The 21,992-nt window shown below is 33.6% G+C and carries 21 protein-coding genes; 7 read left to right on the top strand and 14 right to left on the bottom strand.

The window, feature by feature from the left end; all coding sequences use genetic code 11:
- The first annotated feature begins 110 nt into the window (after positions 1–110).
- A complete protein-coding gene (locus ACE939_RS00570; protein WP_378186825.1) occupies positions 111–620 on the top strand; it encodes a hypothetical protein in 510 nt (169 codons plus the stop codon).
- A 102-nt stretch (positions 621–722) separates the two neighbouring features.
- Here ACE939_RS00570 and ACE939_RS00565 read toward each other — a convergent pair whose 3' ends face one another.
- The 7 genes from ACE939_RS00565 to ACE939_RS00535 all read right to left on the bottom strand — a co-directional run bounded on the left by ACE939_RS00565 (position 723) and on the right by ACE939_RS00535 (position 6,893).
- Complete coding sequence (locus tag ACE939_RS00565) at positions 723–1,556, bottom strand: M57 family metalloprotease (protein ID WP_378186824.1); 834 nt, start codon at positions 1,554–1,556, stop codon at positions 723–725.
- A 484-nt stretch (positions 1,557–2,040) separates the two neighbouring features.
- Entirely contained in the window at positions 2,041–2,316 is a 276-nt protein-coding gene (locus ACE939_RS00560; protein ID WP_378186823.1) for an ATP-dependent Clp protease adaptor ClpS, read from the bottom strand.
- A gap of 59 nt (positions 2,317–2,375) precedes the next feature.
- The gene (prmA, locus tag ACE939_RS00555) at positions 2,376–3,215 is read right to left on the bottom strand and encodes a 50S ribosomal protein L11 methyltransferase (protein ID WP_378186822.1); all 840 of its coding nucleotides are present in this window, start codon (positions 3,213–3,215) and stop codon (positions 2,376–2,378) included.
- Between the two features lie 102 nt (positions 3,216–3,317).
- On the bottom strand, positions 3,318–4,070 hold the full coding sequence (gene tpiA / locus ACE939_RS00550; RefSeq protein ID WP_378186821.1) for a triose-phosphate isomerase: 753 nt from the start codon (positions 4,068–4,070) through the stop codon (positions 3,318–3,320).
- A 33-nt stretch (positions 4,071–4,103) separates the two neighbouring features.
- Positions 4,104–5,174: an ABC transporter permease gene (locus ACE939_RS00545; RefSeq protein WP_378186820.1), complete on the bottom strand. Its 1,071-nt coding sequence runs from the start codon at positions 5,172–5,174 to the stop codon at positions 4,104–4,106.
- A 6-nt stretch (positions 5,175–5,180) separates the two neighbouring features.
- Positions 5,181–6,293 carry a BT_3928 family protein gene (locus tag ACE939_RS00540; protein WP_378186819.1) on the bottom strand — a complete coding sequence of 371 codons (1,113 nt, stop codon included), beginning with the start codon at positions 6,291–6,293 and terminating at the stop codon, positions 5,181–5,183.
- Between the two features lie 48 nt (positions 6,294–6,341).
- Entirely contained in the window at positions 6,342–6,893 is a 552-nt protein-coding gene (locus tag ACE939_RS00535) for a DUF1599 domain-containing protein (RefSeq protein ID WP_378186818.1), read from the bottom strand.
- Positions 6,894–7,068: 175 nt separating this feature from the next.
- Between ACE939_RS00535 and folP the strand changes: the two genes are divergently transcribed.
- Positions 7,069–7,917, top strand: a complete 849-nt coding sequence (gene folP, locus ACE939_RS00530) for a dihydropteroate synthase (protein WP_378186817.1) — start codon at positions 7,069–7,071, stop codon at positions 7,915–7,917.
- Between the two features lie 30 nt (positions 7,918–7,947).
- Positions 7,948–8,724: a diadenylate cyclase CdaA gene (gene cdaA, locus ACE939_RS00525; RefSeq protein WP_378186816.1), complete on the top strand. Its 777-nt coding sequence runs from the start codon at positions 7,948–7,950 to the stop codon at positions 8,722–8,724.
- 4 nt (positions 8,725–8,728) lie between these two features.
- On the opposite strand, the gene ACE939_RS00520 is transcribed toward cdaA, so the two are convergent.
- Both ACE939_RS00520 and truA read right to left on the bottom strand, forming a co-directional pair.
- The gene (locus tag ACE939_RS00520; RefSeq protein WP_378188460.1) at positions 8,729–10,492 is read right to left on the bottom strand and encodes an ABC transporter ATP-binding protein; all 1,764 of its coding nucleotides are present in this window, start codon (positions 10,490–10,492) and stop codon (positions 8,729–8,731) included.
- A 4-nt stretch (positions 10,493–10,496) separates the two neighbouring features.
- Positions 10,497–11,357 carry a tRNA pseudouridine(38-40) synthase TruA gene (gene truA / locus ACE939_RS00515; protein WP_378186815.1) on the bottom strand — a complete coding sequence of 287 codons (861 nt, stop codon included), beginning with the start codon at positions 11,355–11,357 and terminating at the stop codon, positions 10,497–10,499.
- A gap of 1 nt (position 11,358) precedes the next feature.
- Between truA and ACE939_RS00510 the strand changes: the two genes are divergently transcribed.
- The gene (locus ACE939_RS00510) at positions 11,359–11,853 is read left to right on the top strand and encodes a metallophosphoesterase family protein (RefSeq protein WP_378186814.1); all 495 of its coding nucleotides are present in this window, start codon (positions 11,359–11,361) and stop codon (positions 11,851–11,853) included.
- A gap of 57 nt (positions 11,854–11,910) precedes the next feature.
- On the opposite strand, the gene ACE939_RS00505 is transcribed toward ACE939_RS00510, so the two are convergent.
- Positions 11,911–12,321: a DUF4293 domain-containing protein gene (locus ACE939_RS00505; RefSeq protein WP_378186813.1), complete on the bottom strand. Its 411-nt coding sequence runs from the start codon at positions 12,319–12,321 to the stop codon at positions 11,911–11,913.
- A 200-nt stretch (positions 12,322–12,521) separates the two neighbouring features.
- Between ACE939_RS00505 and rho the strand changes: the two genes are divergently transcribed.
- The 3 genes from rho to ACE939_RS00490 all read left to right on the top strand — a co-directional run bounded on the left by rho (position 12,522) and on the right by ACE939_RS00490 (position 16,692).
- Positions 12,522–14,171 (top strand): transcription termination factor Rho, encoded by a 1,650-nt coding sequence (gene rho / locus ACE939_RS00500; RefSeq protein ID WP_378186812.1) that lies wholly within the window; start codon positions 12,522–12,524, stop codon positions 14,169–14,171.
- A 132-nt stretch (positions 14,172–14,303) separates the two neighbouring features.
- On the top strand, positions 14,304–14,972 hold the full coding sequence (gene msrA, locus ACE939_RS00495) for a peptide-methionine (S)-S-oxide reductase MsrA (RefSeq protein WP_378186811.1): 669 nt from the start codon (positions 14,304–14,306) through the stop codon (positions 14,970–14,972).
- Between the two features lie 571 nt (positions 14,973–15,543).
- Positions 15,544–16,692, top strand: coding sequence for an SH3 domain-containing protein (locus ACE939_RS00490; protein WP_378186810.1), 1,149 nt, complete (start codon positions 15,544–15,546; stop codon positions 16,690–16,692).
- 297 nt (positions 16,693–16,989) lie between these two features.
- Here the strand turns inward: ACE939_RS00490 and ACE939_RS00485 are convergent, their stop codons facing one another.
- The 4 genes from ACE939_RS00485 to argS all read right to left on the bottom strand — a co-directional run bounded on the left by ACE939_RS00485 (position 16,990) and on the right by argS (position 21,985).
- A complete protein-coding gene (locus ACE939_RS00485) occupies positions 16,990–17,871 on the bottom strand; it encodes a bifunctional 5,10-methylenetetrahydrofolate dehydrogenase/5,10-methenyltetrahydrofolate cyclohydrolase (RefSeq protein ID WP_378186809.1) in 882 nt (293 codons plus the stop codon).
- A 32-nt stretch (positions 17,872–17,903) separates the two neighbouring features.
- The gene (ffh, locus tag ACE939_RS00480) at positions 17,904–19,232 is read right to left on the bottom strand and encodes a signal recognition particle protein (RefSeq protein ID WP_378186808.1); all 1,329 of its coding nucleotides are present in this window, start codon (positions 19,230–19,232) and stop codon (positions 17,904–17,906) included.
- Positions 19,233–19,462: 230 nt separating this feature from the next.
- On the bottom strand, positions 19,463–20,005 hold the full coding sequence (locus tag ACE939_RS00475) for a YSC84-related protein (protein ID WP_378186807.1): 543 nt from the start codon (positions 20,003–20,005) through the stop codon (positions 19,463–19,465).
- A gap of 201 nt (positions 20,006–20,206) precedes the next feature.
- On the bottom strand, positions 20,207–21,985 hold the full coding sequence (gene argS / locus ACE939_RS00470; protein WP_378186806.1) for an arginine--tRNA ligase: 1,779 nt from the start codon (positions 21,983–21,985) through the stop codon (positions 20,207–20,209).
- Positions 21,986–21,992 lie beyond the last annotated feature (7 nt).

The following is a 21,992-nucleotide window of genomic DNA, read 5'->3' as shown; positions in this document are numbered from 1 at the left end:
CTTTTTTTGGTAAGCCTGCCTCTTAACCATAATACTCACAATATAAAGGACTTTTCCTGAATAGTTACAATATTATTCACTCCTGTTAATATACGCAAAATTTAAACCAAATGGATTTACAAACAACCTTGATCGGGTTACTTATGATAGTATTATGTACTATCCCTTTTTATTTACTAGGACGTAGTGCAACTAAAAAAAGAAAGAAATTACTGGCAGGGATAACCGATTTGGCTGCTCAACATTATCAAACTATAGATACTGTTGAGTATGGACCGGAATTTAGTATCGCAACTACGCAAACAAAAGAGGCGATACTATTCTACAAAAAAAGTGATGTGAAAGAAATTGCACTATATATAGATTTAGATAAATTACTCTCATGCACTTTTATACACTTGAAAGAGAAAGTTCAAAATCAAGGGAAATTTTATGAACATACTAAAAAACTTGCGCTTTCTTGTAAAACAACTTCGCAAGAAGACATTTTGTTACTTGAATTTTATAACGTTGATGATGGCTTACAACTTAATGGAGAACTTGAATTACTCACCAAATGGCACCAAATTATTAATAAAAGTATTAAAATGATACGGCAGTCAATAGAGATTCCCTTATGAAGTCAATACATTTTGGCACATGTAAAATAGTACCTAAAAAATAAGCCGTCTAAATTAATAGACGGCTTAATATAATAAGTTCAAAGCTTTTATACAATATTCTTAGTAAAGTGCGTTGATAGCAGTTCTATCAGTACTAGTGAACTCTCCATCTTCGTTAGCTCCAAAACAAGCTAACATAATAGAATCAGTTCTATCAGAACTTGGAGTACCAGGAATTAAGATTGCTCCAACTCCAGCAGTTCCTTCGTTACTGTTTTGTCCACAACTTTGACGAGATCTGTAGTCAGTATGACGGAAACCAATACAGTGACCCATTTCATGCGTAATAACATGCTCTAATACATCAACGCTATAAGCATCAGTACCTTGGTTAATTTGAATCCACTTATAAGCGTTTCCTCCTGAAGGGAAACCAGCAGATCCACCACCTCCAGCACGATTATTATTATATACTACCATATCTGCATTCGTACTAGCTGAAAAAGATAAAGTAAAGTTTAATGATGTATTTAACTGATTATAATTGTTAACTGCATTTTGTAATCCAGTTCTCATTTTACTTGTTAAAGCATTTCCAGAACCTGTATATCCAATAACACTAATATTACGGTTACCACTAGATACTAAGTTAGTAGTTCTGTACTGCTTATTACCATCAGCCAAAGCTTCTAGTGCAGCCATTTGATCTAATTGATCAACTGGGATGTTAATATCGCCAGCTACTAAGTACTGTCCAGTAGTACCATCTAACATTGTTAATTTTTGAATAGTTACATCAGATGTGTTAACACCAAGATTAGCTAAACTTACTAACTGCTCTTTTGTTGGTGTAAGAGATGCTTCTTCTGTCTCGTTAGCAATTTCTTCTTTTTGACAAGATGTTGAGAATCCTGCAACGATAGCGCAAAGCGCTAATAATTTGATTTTTTTCATTTTAAATAAAGTTGAGTTTGTGTAGTTAATTTTTTTTTCAAAATAAACTTAACTAAGGTTTATTCTGTTTAAAATTTGTAAGTAAGCTTTGAACTTTATTACAATTTTGTGGGGATGAAGATATAATAATTTATTTAATAAAAAAGTCAATTAATTGCCTTATTCTTTGAAATTACTGTTAAACCGTAAATATTATTCAATAAAAACATACCAAAATAAAATTTACAACAATGCTTTTATTGATCAAAAATCGATGAATAACATGCTTAGTACTTTAGTAAACTAGTTTAAAACTATTGTATACATGGTGTTATTAAAGTATTAAGATAAAACCAAGACTATGTTAAATATTTTAAATAACAGGTATTTTCCTACAAATTATAAAATTTAAATTTTAAATGTTAAATTTTATAATTGTACGCAACCTAATACAAAAAAAGCTATCATGATTGATAGCCTTTTTAATTAAAACTTAAATTTTACATTATATAATTTCTGCACTCAGGCCTGCTTCTTGAAGTTTTGAACATCTTGGAACCAGTTCTTCATAAACACCTGTTTTTACTATACATTTACCATTATAATGCACTAAAAAAGCACATTGCTCAGCTTGGATAGGAGTGTGCTCACAGCTGTAGATTAGTGTATCTATAACATGATCAAACGTATTTACATCATCATTATATAAAACTATTTCGTTATTTTTTTGATCAACAGTTTGTTCTAATACTTCTTCTAAAACTTCCTCTTGAATACTCATACCTTAAAATTTTTAAACAAAAATACTATATTGAAATTAAAAACACAGAAAATATTGCATTATTTTAACAGGTAACTTGCTGCTATCCAATTGTTTCTTTTTTTGAAACTGACCAAATCTAACCGATTACCTTTACATTCTTTATTGATCATTTCTAAATCTTCTTCATAAAAACCACTAAGAAATAGTTGTCCGCCCTGATTAAGACACTCTGCATATATTGCAATATCTTTTAACAATATATTTCTGTTAATATTAGCGATGATACAATCATACTTTCTTTGTTTCAATACGGTTGAATCTCCTTCTAAAACATTTATATTGTTTACTGAATTACGTTCAACATTTTCTAGGGTATTTATATAACACCAATTATCTATATCAATGGCATCTACCGCTGCTGCCCCTCTCATTTGAGCTAGAATAGCGAGCACACCCGTACCGCACCCCATATCTAAAACTGTTTTACCAGTAAAATCGTTCTCTAAAATATGCTGTATCATCATATGAGTAGTCTCATGATGTCCCGTACCAAAAGACATTTTTGGTTCTATTAAGATATCATATTTTACCGAAGGTTGTTTATGAAAAGGTGCTCTTACACTACAAAGATTATCAACTATAATTGGATCAAAATTTTTCTCCCATTCTAAGTTCCAGTTTACTTGTTCGATCTCTTTATGTGTATAAGTAATCTCAAAAACATCAGAAGAGAGAATATCTATATCTTCTAAAATATTTTCTCTCCAATCTTCTTTTTGAATATAGGCTTCAATTCCAGTTTCTGTCTCTACAAAGCTTTCGAATCCTGCTGCACCTAATTCTGCAATAAGAATATCACTTGCAGGTGCTAAGGGGGTTATATTGAAATAATAGCCTATATATATTGGCACTATCATAATCGTAATGGTTTTGCAACAAAGTTACTTGTTCATAATGAAAAAGGCATCGATTAACGATGCCTTTTTTAAAATTTTCTCAATCCTTTTTAATAAACTACTTTAGAATGAATTAGCAATAGCGACGAAGCTTTTTGCATCTAATGCAGCGCCTCCAATTAAACCTCCATCTACATCTTTATTGGAAAACAACTCTTTTGCATTAGTTGGTTTAACACTTCCTCCATAAAGTATTGAAACGTTATCTGCTATAGTATCACCTGCATGCTTTGCAACTGTTTCGCGTATAAAATTATGCATTTCTTGAGCTTGCTGGGGTGTCGCTGTCTCTCCTGTTCCTATTGCCCATACAGGTTCATACGCTAAAATTACAGATTTCCAATGTTCTTTTTTAATATGAAAAAGTCCTTTCTCTAATTGTCTTTGTACACACTCAAAATGATTCTCGGCTTTACGATCCTTTAATTCTTCCCCAAAACAAAAAATGACGCGCATTTCTTGATCCAAAGCAGTAGTCACTTTTGCAGCAAGTACCTTATCTGCTTCTCCAAACAAAGTTCTGCGTTCACTATGGCCTAAAATGACCGTATTGACCCCTATACTCTTCAACATCTCTGCCGATATTTCTCCTGTATAAGCCCCATGAGCTGCTGCGTTCATGTTCTGCGCTGCCAACTTAATTCCTGTTCCTTTGAGCAATTCAAAGGAATAATATAAATTAGTAAAAGCAGGTGCTATAATAATTTCTGCCTCAGGCATTGTAGACAATTCGGCTTTAATATCCGCTATTAGTTCTCCTGCCTCTGGCAAGGATTTATTCATTTTCCAATTTCCGGCAACGATTCTTTTTCTCATTTTATGGTTTTGTGTGATTACTAAAATTCTCTCTTACATTTTAACTCTAGGATCTAACCATCCATATATAATATCAACTACTATATTAATAGTTACAAAAAGTGAAGCTATTACCAAAACTGCTCCCATAATAATGGGTAGATCTAAGGTATTAAGTGCATCGACTATCTCTTTTCCTAAACCGTTCCATCCAAAAATATATTCTACAAAAACCGCTCCTGCCAACATTGAGGCAAACCAGCCAGAAACTGCAGTGACAACAGGGTTTAAAGAGTTTTTTAAGGCGTGTTTTCGTATGACATTAAATTCACTTAAGCCTTTGGCTCTTGCTGTTCTTATATAATCCATATGAAGCACTTCTAGCAACGAATTACGCATGAGCTGAGTAATTACTGCCAAAGGTCGGATTCCCAAAACTATTGCTGGCAATATCAAATTCTTCCATTGTATATAACTTCCTTCTCCAAAGTCATCAACCTCATATAAACTACCTGTCATATTGAGATGTGTATATTCCTGTAATACGTAACCAAAAAGCCACGCGACTATAATAGAACTAAAAAAAGATGGTACACTCATACCAACTGTACTGATTACTTGAATCGCTTGGTCAGGCCATCTATTTTTTGTTAATGTACTAATGATACCTAAAATGACTCCAAATATAATTGCAATACTAATAGCAGATACCGCTAACAATGCTGTATTAGGTAACGTCTCTTTAATAACTTGACTTACTTTTTTACCGTTTTTCTGGAATGACTCCCTCAAATAAGGTGTTTTGAGAGCTACTTTAATTTGACCTACTGTACACAAAACAATACCTGAATATTTATCTTGATCATAATGCGTAAATGCTTCAGGCTTTGTACTATGAAAAGATAGTGGTGATAAATCATTAATATAGTATAGATATTGAATACTACGGGGCTGATCAAAACCATATTTTTTTCTTACTGTCTGTAATTGACCTTCAGTTTCATTCTGTCCCATCATCATTTGCGCTGGATCACCAGGAAGGATTGTAAACAAAATAAAAATTACAGTAACAACACCAAGAAGCGTTACTAAAGCGTATCCAAGTTTAGAAAAATATTTATGCATATTTGCTTATTTTTCACGGTTGGCGCCTAGGTCTAAATCATTACTATCGTTCCAATGCAATTTTTGCTTAATTGTACCTCGTTCTAAAGTGAGAATTCCTGGATTAGAACGTACAATCGTCTTTAAGGCAGTCTCATCTACACTATAAAAGTCTAAATCAAAACCATACATTTGTTTAGCTTGATTGATTTGATCTTCTATAGAAGCCGTTAAACCTATCACTTTATAACCGGATTGTTTAGCATCAGCAATTATTTCAGAAATCTTTTTCATTCCTTCTTTTTCACTTTTTAGTAGATTATACATAATAATAACTACTAGCTTATCTTCATCTAAAAACCGCTTGGTGTGGTCCACACCATCTTTTTCAATCGAAAAATCATGTATAGGAGGTATATAACCTTCAGAAATTGTTTCTGTATCTACCGAAACAAATTCGCCTGAAAAGGAGGGATAACTTCCTGAAGTTGTAATTATATGATCCTCTCCATTGGCTCTAAATTTCCAGTGATACGCCATTTCAGCCTCGGGAGCACCTGGAGGTGTTTGCATAGCTTTTTCGATATTGACGCCTATTTTGTAAGCTCTAAAATCAAGCCACGGTAAATGCATTAATACATAATAGCCAAAACCTAAACATAATGAAAAGCATACAAATACAATCCATTTATGAGACGCAACCGCTCCGATAGGTTGAATATATTTTTTACCAATAAATAGGATCACTATTAAAACTAGAAGTATGACATCCTTAATAAAGGACTCCCAAGGTGTTAAGGAAATTGCATCTCCAAAACAACCACAATCAGTAACTTTATTAAAATATGCAGAGTAGAAAGTCAAGAAGGTAAAAAATACTATCATTCCCATCAAAGACCAAAGAGTAATATCTTTTAAGTATCCTAGCAATAAAGTCACTCCGACTAATATTTCAAAAACCACTAAGAAAATGGCTATTAATAAAGCAAAAGGAATCAAAAATTCTAACCCTAACACGTTAACATCAAAATACTCTTGTAGTTTATATGAAAAACCTAAAGGATCATTGAGTTTTATAAAACCTGAAAATATAAATAATACACCAACTAGTATTCTTGAGATATGTACAAGTAATTTCATTATTTTATTTTGTTTAAATATAAAAAGACTTTTGTAGGAATTTGTAACCTACTCATTATTTTTATGCGCATTAAGGTGAATCATTGCAAATACCGAATAATTAATCATATCTTGATAATTTGCATCAATACCCTCACTTACAATAGTCTTACCATGATTATCTTCTATTTGCTTAACACGTAGTAATTTTTGTAAAATTAAGTCTGTCAAAGAACTTATACGCATCTCTCTCCAAGCTTCTCCATAATCGTGATTTTTATCAAACATAAGTTGCTTAGTGATTGCAACCTGTTTGTCATATAATTTTATAGCATCTTGTGTCGATAGATCTGGCTGTTGCACTACCCCTTTTTCTAACTGAATAAGTGCCATTATACTATAATTAATGATCCCCATAAATTCAACCACTTCGTTCTCTTTGATTTTCTGTATTTTATTCTCCTGCAGGCTACGTATTCGTTGTGCCTTAATAAAAATTTGATCCGTCAAAGAAGGAAGTCGTAAGATTCGCCACGCGCTTCCGTAGTCCTTCATTTTTTTTATATATAAATCACGACATTTTGCGATGATTAAGTCATATTGACTAGAGGTGTCCTGCATCTTATTATTCAATTTTGCGTAAATTTCGCGTTATTAAAGCAATTATGCCAAAGAACTGGCAAAATAACTAAAAAATATGTGTACCTATTCATTTAGGTAAAAAGAAATATATCGACAAACTGTAATCATAAAATCTAATTTGGAACATTAAGTTATGTTTTAAAAAATAATCGCTATGAACCTTACTCAAAAGTTAAATTTCACTATTAATTGTAAAGGGACTTTGATCGACTTGTCAACTCCAAAAATTATGGGTATTATCAATCTTACTCCTGATTCTTTTTATGATGGAGGTAAGCACGAAGAAATAGCTAATATACTAACTCATGTAGAAAAAATGCTACAACATGGAGCCACTTTTATTGATGTGGGTGGTTACTCCTCTAGGCCGGGAGCGGTAGATATTACTTTGGAAGAAGAACTTATAAGGGTGCTTCCTATAATAGAAACCTTAGTAGATAAATTTCCTGAAATTCTTATATCGATAGACACATTTAGAAGTAAGGTGGCAAAATCTGCTGTCGATGCTGGTGTTGCAATAGTAAACGATATCTCTGCTGGTATACTTGACAAAACAATGATTCCTACGGTTGGAGAATTGAAAGTTCCTTATATAATGATGCATATGAAAGGTACTCCTAGAACTATGACTTCGTTAACTAATTATGATGATTTGATTACAGAAATGAAATCTTATTTTTCTTATCAAATTGCAGAGGCTCGTAAACATCAAATTAATGATATAGTAATTGATCCTGGATTTGGCTTTGCAAAAAACAGCTCGCAAAACTTTGAGATTTTACAACAACTTAACCTGTTTCAGTCATTTAATCTTCCTATACTAGCTGGTCTTTCAAGAAAATCAATGATCTACAAAACATTAGGGAAACTTCCTAAAGACGCACTTAATGGAACCACTTGTCTCAACACAATCGCATTACTTCAAGGTGCTTCGATATTAAGGGTTCATGACGTCGCCGAAGCAGCCGAATGTGTTACCTTACTCAACGCGCTTAAAAATTAATTTTTATATTTTTACAAAAACAACTTTGGATTGGACATTATAAATCTTAGAATACTTGATATACTTGATATTGTACTGGTTGCACTTTTACTGTATTATATCTATAAATTAGTAAAAGGAACTGCCGCGATTAACATTTTTATCGGTATTGTAATGATTTACTTAGTTTGGAAATTGACACAGCTCTTAGCTATGGAGATGCTAAGCAGTGTGTTAGGTGAATTTATTGGTGTTGGAATGTTTGCCCTCATCGTAGTTTTTCAACAAGAAATAAGAAAATTTCTTTTGATGATTGGATCAACTAATTTTGGAAGAAGACGTAAGTTTTTACGAACTTTAAAGTTTATGAGGGACGCTCCAGAGGAAAGTTTGACTGATATAAACTCTATTTTGGCAGCATGCAATAATATGAGTAAAACCTATACTGGAGCGATCATTGTAATCAAACGTAGTACCTCCTTAGATTTTGTAAAAACCTCTGGTGATACAATGGATATCAAATTGAATACACCTATAATTTTGAGTATTTTTTATAAAAATAGCACCTTACATGATGGCGCTATGGTTATCGAAGACAATAAGATTACTGCCACACGTGTAATTTTGCCAGTAACCAATGATAGAGACATTCCTTTACGCTACGGATTAAGACATCGTGCTGCCATTGGAATTACAGAGAAAACAGATGCTGTTGCTCTAATTGTCAGCGAAGAAACAGGACAAATTTCTTATGTGAAAAATGGTGAATTTGTTCCATTTGAAACTCTTGATGAACTTAATGAAAAATTAAAGAAGGAACTAATCTAATCTTTTATTCTGCTGCTGTTGTAAATTGAACTTCGTATAGATTTTTGTAATAACCTTGATCAATTGTCAATAACTCGTCATGACTACCCTGCTCAACAATTTTACCTTGATCCATAACTATAATAGTATCTGCTTTACGAATAGTCGCCAATCTGTGCGCAATGATTATAGAAGTTCTACCTTGAGTAATTTTATTTGTCGCGTCTTGAATCAATTGTTCACTATGAGAGTCTATTGAAGATGTAGCTTCATCCAAAACTAAAATACCAGGATCAGTTACAAAGGCTCTTAAAAAAGAGATTAATTGTCGTTGCCCTGATGACAACATAGCGCCACGTTCTTTTACGTTGTAATAATAACCTTTTGGAAGAGTCATTATAAAGTCATGAATTCCAATCTGTTTGGCCGCATCCATTACTTTTTCTTCGGTTATTTCTGGATTGTATAAAGTTATATTATTTAAAATAGTATCTGCAAACAAAAATACGTCTTGTAATACCACCGCAATATTGTTACGTAACGACTCCAAATTTATTTTAGTAATATCCATTTGGTCTATATGAATAGTGCCTCCATCAATTTCATAAAACCTGCTCAATAAATTGATAATTGTTGATTTACCTGCACCTGTAGAACCAACAATTGCTACAGTTTCTCCCTGTTTAACAGAAAATGAAACCCCCTTTAAAACTTCTTCACCTTTAACATAACTAAATCGAACATTTTCAAAACTAATATCGCCTTTTATTGTTTGAATCATAGTATGACCACTATTACTAATTCGAGATTCTGTATCAAGAATTTTAAACACTCTATTTGCGGCCACCATACCCATTTGTAGTGTATTAAACTTGTCTGCTATTTGACGTAAAGGTCTAAATAACATTTGTGCCAGTTCAATAAAAGCAATTACGATTCCAAGACTTAAGCCATCCCCCTGCGCAGCTTGTAATCCCCCAAACCATACGATGAGACCAATAGTGATCGAACTTGACATTTCTGCAATAGGGAAAAATATTGAATTGTACCATACGGTCTTTATCCATGCTTTCTTATGTTTTTCATTAATCGATTTGAATCTATGGTACTCTGTCTCTTCTCGTGTAAATAGTTGAACTATCTTCATCCCTGTTATACGCTCTTGCACAAATGAATTGAGATTGGAAACTTGAGTTCTTACCTCTTCAAATGCAGACTTCATTTTTTTTTGAAATACTCGAGTAGCGTATAAAATTAATGGCAATATTGAAAATACAATTAAAGCCAGTTCCCAGCTTTGATAAACCATAAATCCCATGATAACAAGCATTTTGAGAAGGTCACTAATAATCATAAATAGTCCCTGACTAAAAATACTTGAAATAGTTTCTATATCACTAACTGCTCTGGTTACCAATCGTCCCACAGCAGATTGATCATAATACTGCTTTTTAAACGCTATCATATGACCAAAAAGATTAACTCGCAGATCCCGTACAACTTGCTGCCCCAACCAATTTGCAAAAAATATAAAAAGAAATTGAAAAATCACTTCTAACATTAGAATCCCCAACATGATTGCTACATAATAAAATAACAGATCATTATCCTTAGGCATTATACTCTCATCTATTGTAATTTGTAGAATATATGGCCTTAACACCGTTACCACCGATAGTAAAACGGCAGACAATCCAACGAAATAAAATGTTAGGCGATATGGATTGGTGTATCGTATCAACCGCTTAAATAATTCAAAATCAAATGCTTTTCCTGTTTGCTCTGCCATTTGTTTATTCAATATATATTGTTTTAGGATACTCAACTGCAGTTAAGTACAGTCCTGAAGCGGGAACGGAATATCCTGCCTGTCCTCTATCCTTACTTTTTAATATTCTTTCTAAATCCGAAACATCTAATTTATTTTCTCCTATTTCTATAAGAGTTCCTACGATCGCTCTCACCATGTTTCGCAGAAAGCGATTTGCTGTTATTTTAAAAATTAAACCATCCTTCGTACTCTGCCATAAGGCTTCTGTAATATTACAGTCATAGGTTTTTACATCGGTTTTAGATTTACTAAAACATTTAAAATTTTTATACCGCAATAACATAGTAGCTGCTTCATTCATTCTCGACACATCCAATTTCTTTTTTAAGAAATAGGTCATATGTATAGAAAATGGATCTTTTAAAAAAGTTATATGATACTCATAAGATCTACTAACTGCATCAAATCTAGCATGTGCACTACCTTTGACATTTCGAATACTATACACAGCAATCTCTCCTGGAAGTAGACAATTAAGTTTATAAACTACCGAATCCGTATCCAAATACCCATTATAATCAAAATGCGCCATGAGTTGTCGTGCATGCACACCCGAATCAGTTCTACCCGCTCCCATGATTACAATTTCCTCTCTTAGTATAATTGTCAAGACTTTCTCTACAGTCTCTTGAACGGATACAGCATTAGGTTGACGCTGCCATCCATGATAAAGTGTGCCATTGTATGCAAGTTCCAAAAAATATCTCAAATCAATACTGTATTTTTGTGCAAAGCTAAGAAACAAATATAGTTCATCTACCCTAAAGTACGAACAATACGAGTTAACAGTTTCCTTATTATGACATAAGTTAATCCTATTCATTTTGACAAAAATTTTACTCTTAAGTGACACGCATAGCCATATTGATGATCGCATCCTACATTATATTAAAGAAGCTGATCAAGTCTGGCATGCAGGTGACATCGGTGATATAGCAGTTACAGATACTATTAAAGCTATCAAACCTTTAAAAGCTGTATATGGCAATATCGATAATAGCATTATCAGAAAAGAATTTCCTTTACACCAAAGATTCACTTGCGAAGGTGTTTCTGTTTGGATAACTCATATTGGAGGCTATCCTCCTAAGTACAATAACTATACACGAGATGAGATCAAGAAAAATCCACCTAGGCTTTTTATTTGCGGACATTCACACATACTAAAAGTAATGATGGACAAAAACAATGGTACATTACATATGAATCCAGGCGCATCTGGTAAACATGGTTTTCATAAAACAAGAACAATGTTACGTTTCACACTAGATTCTGGTAAAATTGAGAATTTAGAAGTTATTGAATTAGGAACAAAATAAAACCCGAAGTTGGCATACTTCGGGTTTTAACGCACTAATACTACTAAGATTTTAGGTTTATCGTAATCGGTCTACAGATTTTACAAGATCTTCATCCCGTTTAATGGCTCGATTAGCCATTACTAATAAAACGATAGAAATAATAGGAATCAACATCCCAATACCTTTCTCAGAGACAATTGTCTCTCCAGATACCGTTAGCGACCAATAAACAAATACTCCTAGTAAAATAAAGTTTAATAAGATATTCACACGCCCCAATACAAATTGAAGCTTTCGATTTTTAAATAAAAAAATAGTCAATAAAGACAATCCAGCTGATACCATATAAAGACCAAAAATCGCTGGCTCAGTATATGCATATAAAGCATCACCTTGATTATTTAAACCATAGGGTAAAAATAAACAAACCGCACCAGAAACTCCAGCTGCAAGCAATAAATATATAGTCTGTATTCTTTGTAACATAGGTGTAATTACATATAACGATAGCAAAAATAAGAGTTTCTTTTTATTATTATGTCTAAAAATTTAAAAATAAAGTTGTATACTTGCAACTATAATAGCGTAACCGATTCAATTAAGGTTACTTACCTTCAAAATAAAATTTTCCTAGAATTCTTCTTTAGAAAATTAACACCAAAACAAAAATTATATTACATATTTAAATGTTAGAAATTTCTGAATTAAAAGCGAAAAAGCTTCCTGAATTACAGGAAATTGCAAAAACCCTCAATGTACCTAAATTTCGTACCATGAAAAAATTGGATTTGGTTTATCAAATTCTTGATTATCAAGCTTCAAATCCCAATAAAGTGAAGGAGGTGGTTAAAATTGATACTCCTCCCAAAGAAGAGGTCACTGCTAAGACAAAAGAAGAAAAACCAAGACGACCTCGGGCAAAAACTGCACAAAAACCCACCCCTAGTTCAGAAAAAAAAGTTGAAAAAAAACCGGTTCACAAAACTGCACCAGAGGCAAAAAAAGACACTACTACAGAACGAACACCTCCCCCTGCTCATCAAGAGAGAAACAAACCTTCGCACAAGAGAGAAGAGAAGAAAGAGGAGAAAAAAGATCCTAGAAACAGATCTAACGATAAGAATAAAAATAAAAATTCAACTCCTAACAAACGAGATAATGGCAACCGTGATCAAGGAAATAGAGATAGTAGAAATCGCTACAAAGAGCCAGATTATGAGTTTGATGCGATTATCCAAAGTGAGGGTGTCTTAGACATCATGCAAGACGGATATGGCTTTTTGCGCTCTAGCGACTACAATTACCTGTCTTCTCCTGATGATATCTATGTATCTCAATCACAAATTAAATTATTTGGTCTTAAAACAGGAGACACTGTACTTGGTCAGGTAAGACCCCCCAAAGAAGGAGAAAAATATTTTCCTTTAATCAAAGTGAACAAAATTAATGGGATGGATCCTCAGGTTGTACGAGATCGTGTATCTTTTGAACACTTAACCCCTTTGTTTCCGCAGGAAAAATTCAATCTTGCAGATAAACAAAGCACAATTTCAACCCGTATAATGGATCTTTTTGCTCCAATCGGTAAAGGTCAACGTGGTATGATTGTATCACAACCCAAAACAGGTAAAACCATGTTACTTAAGGATGTAGCAAATGCAATTGCAGCTAATCATCCAGAAGTATATCAAATGATTTTACTTATAGATGAAAGACCTGAAGAAGTTACTGATATGCAACGCAATGTTAGTGGCGAAGTGATTGCATCAACCTTTGATAAAGAAGCACACGAACACGTAAAGGTTGCCAATATTGTTTTGGAAAAAGCAAAACGATTAGTAGAGTGCGGACATGATGTAGTCATACTTTTAGACTCCATAACTCGTCTTGCAAGAGCTTACAATACGGTACAACCGGCAAGTGGTAAAATTCTAAGTGGTGGTGTTGATGCAAATGCTCTTCATAAACCAAAAAGATTTTTTGGTGCTGCAAGAAATATCGAAAATGGAGGCTCCCTATCTATTATAGCGACAGCACTAACCGATACCGGATCCAAAATGGATGAGGTTATCTTTGAAGAATTTAAAGGAACCGGTAACATGGAACTTCAGTTAGATCGTAGAATCGCTAACAAACGTATTTTCCCAGCGATTGATTTGATATCAAGTAGTACACGTAGAGATGACATCTTACTTGATGACACAACCATACAACGTATGTGGATTATGCGTAAGTATCTGGCAGACATGAATCCAGTTGAAGCAATGGAATTTATCAATCAACGTTTTAAACAAACACGAAATAATGAGGAATTTTTGATTTCTATGAACGGATAAATATCATATCAACTTTTTAATAAAACCAGCTGTTATTCATAAAATAACAGCTGGTTTTGTTTTACAAAGATTCTAAAGATCAACTGAAAGGTTTTATAATTTACCTAGACTATAATATCAAAAATAAAAAACATGAACTATTTATACGTAGCTTTAATTGTAATCGTAAGCGCATGCCAAGGTAACAGTCAGCAAAAGGAAACTCAATACAAAAATAACGAAGCAAGCAACAAAAAACCTGTTCAAGTGCAACCAAAGGACAGTTTTGAATTCGCATATTTTGCTAGTGGCTGTTTTTGGTGTGTAGAAGCTATATATGAAAGCGTATATGGTGTTAAAGAAGTTACATCTGGCTATTCTGGAGGACACACTCAAAATCCAACATATGAGTCTAGCAATACAGGACGTACTGGACATGCAGAAACTGTTGAAGTGATGTATGATCCAGAAAAAATATCTTTCAGCACATTAATAAATATCTACTTTGCCTCTCAAAACCCCACGCAAATTAATGGTCAAGGACCTGATCGAGGTTCTCAATATCGCTCTATAATCTTTTATCAAAACATTGTACAGAAAGAAATAATCTTAAAGAAGAAGTTACTCCTAAGCAAAGAACTAAACGCAGAAATTGCTGCAGAGGTAGTCCCTTTCGAGAAATTTTGGATTGCAGAAGCCTATCATCAAGACTATGAAAAAAGAAACCCTGCAAATCCATACATACGAAATGTGTCGATTCCCAGACTAAAAAGATTTCAATCAAAACTCCCTAACGTATTAAAAACAAGTATAAGACATTAGTATAGTTAAAACGTCTTATCACCAAAAGCCGTAAAAAAAGTATCAAAACACCATCAAAGGCAAAAATTTTGGTTAAAAAGAAATAATTTTTTAATGTACTACTAAAAACATACAGTAAAATCCCAAAACCCCTTTAAAACACAGATGTAATACACAAAAATATCGATAAAATACACGTTTATACAACCTTTAAAATAAAAAAAACGGGAAATAAAATGAAAACTTGTTGGTATTTTAAATATAAAAACTTACTTTTGTTTATAGCATAAAGGTTTTCTTATCAGTACTTTAATCGAAAACATTAAAGTTAAACTAAAACAAATAAAGTTTAAAATACTGATTAACAGTTACTTGAAGCTAATTAAGTTGTTTTTAAACACTGTAGTTATTAACAGATTGTTGAAAAGTAATTTAAATTTAATGAAATTTAAAAGTTTAATTTTCGTTTTTATTGAAATGAATTTTTAAGTTTACCGATAGTAATATGAAAGAAATTTCCTTACAGAATTTCATGATTATTAATAGATACCAAATCTAAAATTTGAATTTTAACATGTAAACCCTAAAGATTATGAAACCAATTTTTACATTTATCTTGCTCTTGGTGATCACATTTTCAAACTCTTTTGCTCAAATATCAGAACGCTATTTGATGTCTGAACGTAAGCTTGAAGTACGAAGTGGACCTGGAGCTAACTACAACATTATCGCCGAAGTCCCTAAAGGAACTCAGGTATATGTAATTAGTAGTGAGTATGGAGACTGGAGTACCGTACAACACAAAAACATTAATGGATTTGTTTTAACCTCTCTTTTAACAGAAGACAGTAGAATTGCTGATGCAGAAAGAGCTGCTAGAGAAGCTGAGGCTAAAAAAGATGCTGCTAGAGCTGCAGCAGCAAAAGCAATTGCTAGTGCTGAGGCTGCAAAAAAGGCTGCAGAAATTGCTGCTAGAAAAGCTATAGCAGAAGCTGAAAGATTAAAAAGAGAAGCTGAAGCTCAAGAAGCCAAAGCAATTGCAGATGCAGAAGCTGCTAAAAGAAATCAAGCTGTAGCTGCAAGAAGAGCTGCCGCAGATTCTGAAGAAACAAGAAGAGCTGTTGAAGAAGCTAATAGAAGAGCTGCAAATACTGATTTAGCATCTTCTCCTATTGAATCAACTACACCTTCTTACGGATCTTCATCTAGAAGAACATCTGCTGCACCAATGTCAGTAACTAAAGAAGACAAATATTCTTCTTGGGAGAAAAAGACCTATAAATCAGGTGCTGCACCTAAATCATCTTCTGTAAAAGCGAAGTATGATTATAAATTAGATAATTACTTAAAAATTAACGTTGGTAAAAATACCGAAGTTGTTGTTAAGCTTTACAAAATGGGTAAATCAGCATCCGATGATGTTTGTATCCGTGAGACTTATATAAAAAGTAACACTACTCATTATATCAAAAACATTCCAGCTGGAGAATACTATGCAAAAATTGCATATGGTAAAGATTGGAGAGAAACTTCTAAGAACGGAAAAAAATATGGAACATTTACTCAAAATGCTTTATATGAAAAAGGTCAGGATATCTTAGATTTCACTCCTATTAAAACTGCTAAAGGAATCAACATACCTTCTTACACTCTTTCATTAGACTTATTACCTAACGGAGGACTTGGATACGGTAACGAAGACCAAGATAATATTGACGCTGATTCTTTCAACGATCAATAAAAACACTTGGAATGATTAAAAAAATCAAGAGTTTTTAATCACCGTTTCCAATTTAAATGTAGAAAATATAATAAAATCCTCGTAAGCGATTACGAGGATTTTCCTATTTTAATAATTAGCTTATAGAGTATAAAGATAATAAAACAGTATTTTTTGAGATCCTAAAGTTATACCTAAATAAATTAACCCGCTACCACAACCATAAGAAACAAAAAAGCGAATAAATTTAATTACCCACTTTTGTTTCTAAATAAATCTTTATTCAAAGATATTACACCTATAAAAATTTAATTCACATTAGTTATTACGATGTCTCTCTCTCGCCAATAGCGTGTTTTTAAGTAGCATCGCTATCGTCATTGGTCCAACACCTCCTGGCACTGGAGTTATAAAAGATGCTTTCTGACTTACATTCTCAAAATCTACATCTCCAACAATCTTATATCCTTTTTCAGTTGATTCATCAACTACACGTGTTATACCCACATCTATAATAACAGCATCATCCTTAACCATCTCTGCTTTTAAAAAACCCGGTACTCCTAAAGCAGAAATAACAATATCTGCTTGTGAAATGATTTGAGTAATATTTTTTGTGTGACTATGAGTTAATGTTACTGTTGAGTTACCAGGCCAGCCTTTTCTTCCCATAAGAATACTCATAGGTCTACCAACTATATGACTACGACCAATTACTACCGTATGCTTTCCCTTTGTATCTACTTCATAACGCTCTAATAACTCCAAAATACCAAAGGGTGTTGCGGGTATGAATGTAGACATATCCAAAGCCATTTTTCCAAAATTCATAGGATGAAAACCATCAACATCCTTATCGGGATCTACAGCGAGTAAAACCTTCTGTGTATCGATCTGAGGAGGTAAAGGTAACTGTACAATAAAGCCATCAATAGCTTCATTCTTATTAAGCTCTTCAATTTTGGTTAGCAATTCAATTTCACTGGTCGTACTAGGCATTTTGACAAGTGTAGACTCAAAACCAATCCGTTCACATGCTCGTACTTTACTGCCTACATACGTAAGACTCGCACCGTCGTTACCTACAATTATTGCTGCAAGATGAGGAACTTTTTCTCCTCTATCCTTCATTTTTTGTACCTCTGCAGCTATTTCATTTTTAATATCGTTACTAACTTTTTTACCGTCAAGTATCTTCATTTTTGTTGTGTTGTGTGATATAAATAATAAGATTATTGCATTTTATTCATCATCTGCATCATTCGCTTACCGCCACCACCTTGCATCATCTTCATCATTTTACTCATCTGATCAAACTGCTTTAATAATTGATTAACCTGTTGTACCGATGTTCCCGAGCCTTTGCCTATACGCTTTTTACGACTAGCATTAATAATTTGAGGTTTGGTTCTCTCTGCTGGAGTCATAGAGTGAATTATCGCTTCAATATGTTTGAAAGCATAATCATCAACATCGATATTTTTAAGCATTTTTCCAGCTCCAGGGATCATTCCCATTAGATCCTTCATATTACCCATCTTCTTAACTTGCTGAATTTGCTTTAAGAAATCATCAAAACCAAATTGATTTTTAGCGATCTTCTTTTGAAGCTTTCTAGCCTCCTCTTCATCAAACTGTTCTTGGGCACGTTCTACTAAAGAAACCACATCACCCATCCCTAAGATCCTATCTGCCATACGAGAAGGGTAGAATACATCTAGTGCATCCATCTTTTCTCCCATTCCCACAAACTTTATAGGCTTATTTACTACGGACTTAATTGAAATTGCAGCTCCACCTCTTGTATCACCATCAAGCTTAGTAAGAATTACTCCATCAAAATTAAGAATTTCATTAAATGCTTTTGCGGTATTAACAGCATCCTGCCCTGTCATTGCATCAACAACAAACAAGGTCTCATTAGGATTAATTGCTTTGTGAACGTTTGCGATCTCTGTCATCATCATTTCATCGATTGCTAATCGCCCAGCAGTATCTATAATAACCGTATCAAACCCATTGGTTTTGGCATGAGCAATACCGGCGTTTGCAATAGCAACTGGATCAGTATTGCCTTTATCACTATATACCTCAACATTAATTTGATTACCTACTACATGCAATTGATCTACTGCCGCAGGTCGATATACATCACAGGCAACTAATAAAGGATTTTTCTTCTTTTTATCTTTAAGATAGTTGGCTAATTTACCAGAGAAAGTTGTTTTACCAGATCCTTGCAATCCAGTCATAAGAATAACTGAAGGATTTCCTGATGTATTTATTCCTACAGCATCACCTCCCATCAGTTGTGTTAGCTCATCCTTAACCAACTTAACCATTAACTGACCTGGTTTAAGGCTTTTGAGAACATCTTGTCCTAGTGCTTTCTCCCTAACCCTTGCCGTAAAATCCTTAGCTATTTTATAATTTACATCTGCATCAACCAATGCTCTACGCACCTCTTTAAGAGTTTCGGCTACATTTACCTCAGTAATCTGCCCGTGCCCTTTGAGAATGTGTAACGCTTTATCTAACTTATCACTTAAATTATCAAACATATATCTTACTTATAGAATTTAACCTTACCACTTTGATGGCAGCAAAGCTGCAAATTTAACGATTTTGATGTATAAAAATCAATAACATGCAAAGGAATTATTTGAGAACTAGTCAATTCTAATTATCATAAAGAAATCCGTCTTTTAAGTAATAGGATTACAAACAAAGAACCACTTAAATCTTTCGATCTAAGCGGCTCTTTCCATCTAACCTACCAATCAAATCTTTCTTACATATTTTCTGGGTGAAAGTTCAATTTTTGACCACCGATTGTAGCTTCGGCCATCAAACCTCCTTTGTGATGAATAAAGACAGCTACTCCGTTCTCAAAACGAGCTTTCTTTGCAACACCTTTGGTTATAGCCACTGCAGAAACTTCTGCGGACAACTCAAACTCATTGTTTTTAAACTTATTAAATGCCTTTTCTGTTTCAAAAAAAATAATCTCGGTATACGCCTTTGCACCAGCTTGCAAACCTAGATCTAACTGTTTAAGTTCTGCTGTCCCTATGTACATTCCGTTCTCATACGCTACTCCTTTTCCGTAAGCCCCTCCAACTACCAGACCTCCTTTTCCAACTGTTGGAAAAATTACATATCCCGCAGATTTATCAAAGAATGAAGCCATGGATGCATCTTTTTGCAAAAGTTCTGTTTTAATCTGTGCTGCTTCTGTTTGTAACTCTTTGGCCTTATCCTGATCAAACTGTGCGGATGCTACTGATACCAAAACAGTCATCACTACCATGCTAATAAAATTTTTAATTTTCATCTTCTATTGTTTTAGTTATATCCTCAAAAGTATTGATAACCAATCCAAAAGCGTGTTAACGATGCGTTAGTATTTACTTACAGAAATAATAATTAAAAAGAGAACATTCTTAAATTTTACTAATAATCCTACAAACCTCTTAAAATCTAATATTTTAAGAGGTTTGTAGGATTACTTCAAGAGGTATTTGTATGTTTTTAACTACATTCTATCAGGCACGGATATACCGAGTATTAAAAAAGCTGATTTTATAACATTTCCTACCATTTGTGATAGCTGTACTCGAAAATGAGTTTCCTCCTCACTATCAGCACCAAAAATAGAGACATTTTGAAAAAATGAGTTGTAATATTTAACCAAATCGTATGTATAATTCGCTAGTATCGCAGGACTTAATTCTTTGGCCGCAGTCTGTATAATCTCGGGATAAAGCTCTAATTGCTTGATCAACTCACGCTCTTTATCTTGAAGGCTAGTTATAGTAACAGGAGCAGACCATTTAAAATCGGCTCTTCTAAGGATAGCTTGAATTCTTGCATAAGTATATTGAATAAAAGGTCCTGTATTTCCTTGAAAATCTACTGATTCTTCGGGATTGAATAAAATACGTTTTTTTGGATCAACTTTCAGTATATAGTATTTTAAAGCTGCCAACCCTATACTAGAATATACCTTTTGTTTCTCTTCGTTAGAGTATCCGTCCAGTTTTCCTAAATCTTCAGAGATCGTTTGTGCAGTTTGAGTCATTTCAAAAATAAGCTCATCTGCATCTACAACAGTACCCTCTCTACTTTTCATTTTACCACTTGGTAGATCCACCATTCCATAACTTAAATGATGCAAATTAGCTGCCCAAGTGTATCCTAACTTTTTCAGAATTAAGAACAAAACTTTAAAATGGTAATCCTGTTCATTACCCACTGTATAAATTATACCGCCTACATCTGGATTATCTTTAACTCGCTGAATTGCGGTACCAATATCTTGCGTCATATATACTGCGGTACCATCACTACGCAATACTAATTTTTCATCCAATCCTTCATCAGTTAGATCACACCAAACGGATCCATCCTCTTTTTTGAAGAATACACCTTTAGCTAATCCTTCATCAATATTATCTTTTCCTAGCAAATACGTATTGCTCTCATAATAATAGCTATCAAAATCAACACCTAATGCTTTATACGTTTCAGCAAACCCTTCGTACACCCATCCATTCATCATTTCCCAAAGTGCCACAACATCTGGGTCACCAGCTTCCCATTTTAGTAACATTTGCTGTGCTTCTTGCAAGCTGGGAGCCTGTTGTTTGGCTTCTTCTTCACTAAATCCTTTATTAATTAAATCTTTAACTTCACTCTTATAAATTTGATCGAACTTAACGTAATAATTACCTACGAGTTTATCCCCTTTAATCCCCGTTGATTCTGGTGTTTCATCATTCCCATAATTCTTCCAAGCAAGCATCGATTTGCATATATGAATCCCTCGATCATTGATAATTTGAGTTTTATATACTCTAGTTCCACTAGCTTTCAACAACTCGGATACGGCATAGCCCAACAAATTATTTCTTACATGACCAAGATGAAGCGGTTTGTTAGTGTTTGGAGAAGAATACTCTACCATAACTGCTGGCTTACTTTCTTGCAACTCTACCCAACCAAAACGTTCCTTGTCCTTATAAGTGTTGAAAAAATTTAGGTAATATGTATCCGATATCTCAATATTTAAAAAACCTTTGATTACATTAAAACCATTTACATCTGCCAGTTTATCGACTAAATAGTTACCTATCTGCTCTCCTATTTGCACAGGGTTACCTTTTACAACCTTTAAAACTGGAAACACGACAACTGTAATATCTCCTTTAAATTCTTTTCTGGTTGGCTGCAATTCTACTGTATCCAACGTTTCGTTGTAAATTGTTTTTACAGCTTGTTTAACGTGCGTTATTAATGTTTGGGAAAGGGTCATTTATGAT

Origin of the sequence: Aquimarina rhodophyticola (assembly GCF_042434915.1) — a bacterium.
Lineage (GTDB): Bacteria > Bacteroidota > Bacteroidia > Flavobacteriales > Flavobacteriaceae > Aquimarina.
Note: the sequence above shows the minus strand (reverse complement) of the source record. Positions and strands in the feature narration are given on the sequence as shown.

What these genes read in the sequence shown, in the direction of transcription:
- ACE939_RS00570 (WP_378186825.1), top strand. Translation starts at nt 111, where the DNA reads ATGGATTTACAAACAACCTTGATCGGGTTACTTATGATAGTATTATGT.
- ACE939_RS00565 (WP_378186824.1), bottom strand. Translation starts at nt 1,556, where the DNA reads ATGAAAAAAATCAAATTATTAGCGCTTTGCGCTATCGTTGCAGGATTC.
- ACE939_RS00560 (WP_378186823.1), bottom strand. Translation starts at nt 2,316, where the DNA reads ATGAGTATTCAAGAGGAAGTTTTAGAAGAAGTATTAGAACAAACTGTT.
- prmA (WP_378186822.1), bottom strand. Translation starts at nt 3,215, where the DNA reads ATGATAGTGCCAATATATATAGGCTATTATTTCAATATAACCCCCTTA.
- tpiA (WP_378186821.1), bottom strand. Translation starts at nt 4,070, where the DNA reads ATGAGAAAAAGAATCGTTGCCGGAAATTGGAAAATGAATAAATCCTTG.
- ACE939_RS00545 (WP_378186820.1), bottom strand. Translation starts at nt 5,174, where the DNA reads ATGCATAAATATTTTTCTAAACTTGGATACGCTTTAGTAACGCTTCTT.
- ACE939_RS00540 (WP_378186819.1), bottom strand. Translation starts at nt 6,293, where the DNA reads ATGAAATTACTTGTACATATCTCAAGAATACTAGTTGGTGTATTATTT.
- ACE939_RS00535 (WP_378186818.1), bottom strand. Translation starts at nt 6,893, where the DNA reads ATGCAGGACACCTCTAGTCAATATGACTTAATCATCGCAAAATGTCGT.
- folP (WP_378186817.1), top strand. Translation starts at nt 7,069, where the DNA reads ATGAACCTTACTCAAAAGTTAAATTTCACTATTAATTGTAAAGGGACT.
- ACE939_RS00520 (WP_378188460.1), bottom strand. Translation starts at nt 10,492, where the DNA reads ATGGCAGAGCAAACAGGAAAAGCATTTGATTTTGAATTATTTAAGCGG.
- truA (WP_378186815.1), bottom strand. Translation starts at nt 11,357, where the DNA reads ATGAATAGGATTAACTTATGTCATAATAAGGAAACTGTTAACTCGTAT.
- ACE939_RS00505 (WP_378186813.1), bottom strand. Translation starts at nt 12,321, where the DNA reads ATGTTACAAAGAATACAGACTATATATTTATTGCTTGCAGCTGGAGTT.
- rho (WP_378186812.1), top strand. Translation starts at nt 12,522, where the DNA reads ATGTTAGAAATTTCTGAATTAAAAGCGAAAAAGCTTCCTGAATTACAG.
- msrA (WP_378186811.1), top strand. Translation starts at nt 14,304, where the DNA reads ATGAACTATTTATACGTAGCTTTAATTGTAATCGTAAGCGCATGCCAA.
- ACE939_RS00490 (WP_378186810.1), top strand. Translation starts at nt 15,544, where the DNA reads ATGAAACCAATTTTTACATTTATCTTGCTCTTGGTGATCACATTTTCA.
- ACE939_RS00485 (WP_378186809.1), bottom strand. Translation starts at nt 17,871, where the DNA reads ATGAAGATACTTGACGGTAAAAAAGTTAGTAACGATATTAAAAATGAA.
- ffh (WP_378186808.1), bottom strand. Translation starts at nt 19,232, where the DNA reads ATGTTTGATAATTTAAGTGATAAGTTAGATAAAGCGTTACACATTCTC.
- ACE939_RS00475 (WP_378186807.1), bottom strand. Translation starts at nt 20,005, where the DNA reads ATGAAAATTAAAAATTTTATTAGCATGGTAGTGATGACTGTTTTGGTA.
- argS (WP_378186806.1), bottom strand. Translation starts at nt 21,985, where the DNA reads ATGACCCTTTCCCAAACATTAATAACGCACGTTAAACAAGCTGTAAAA.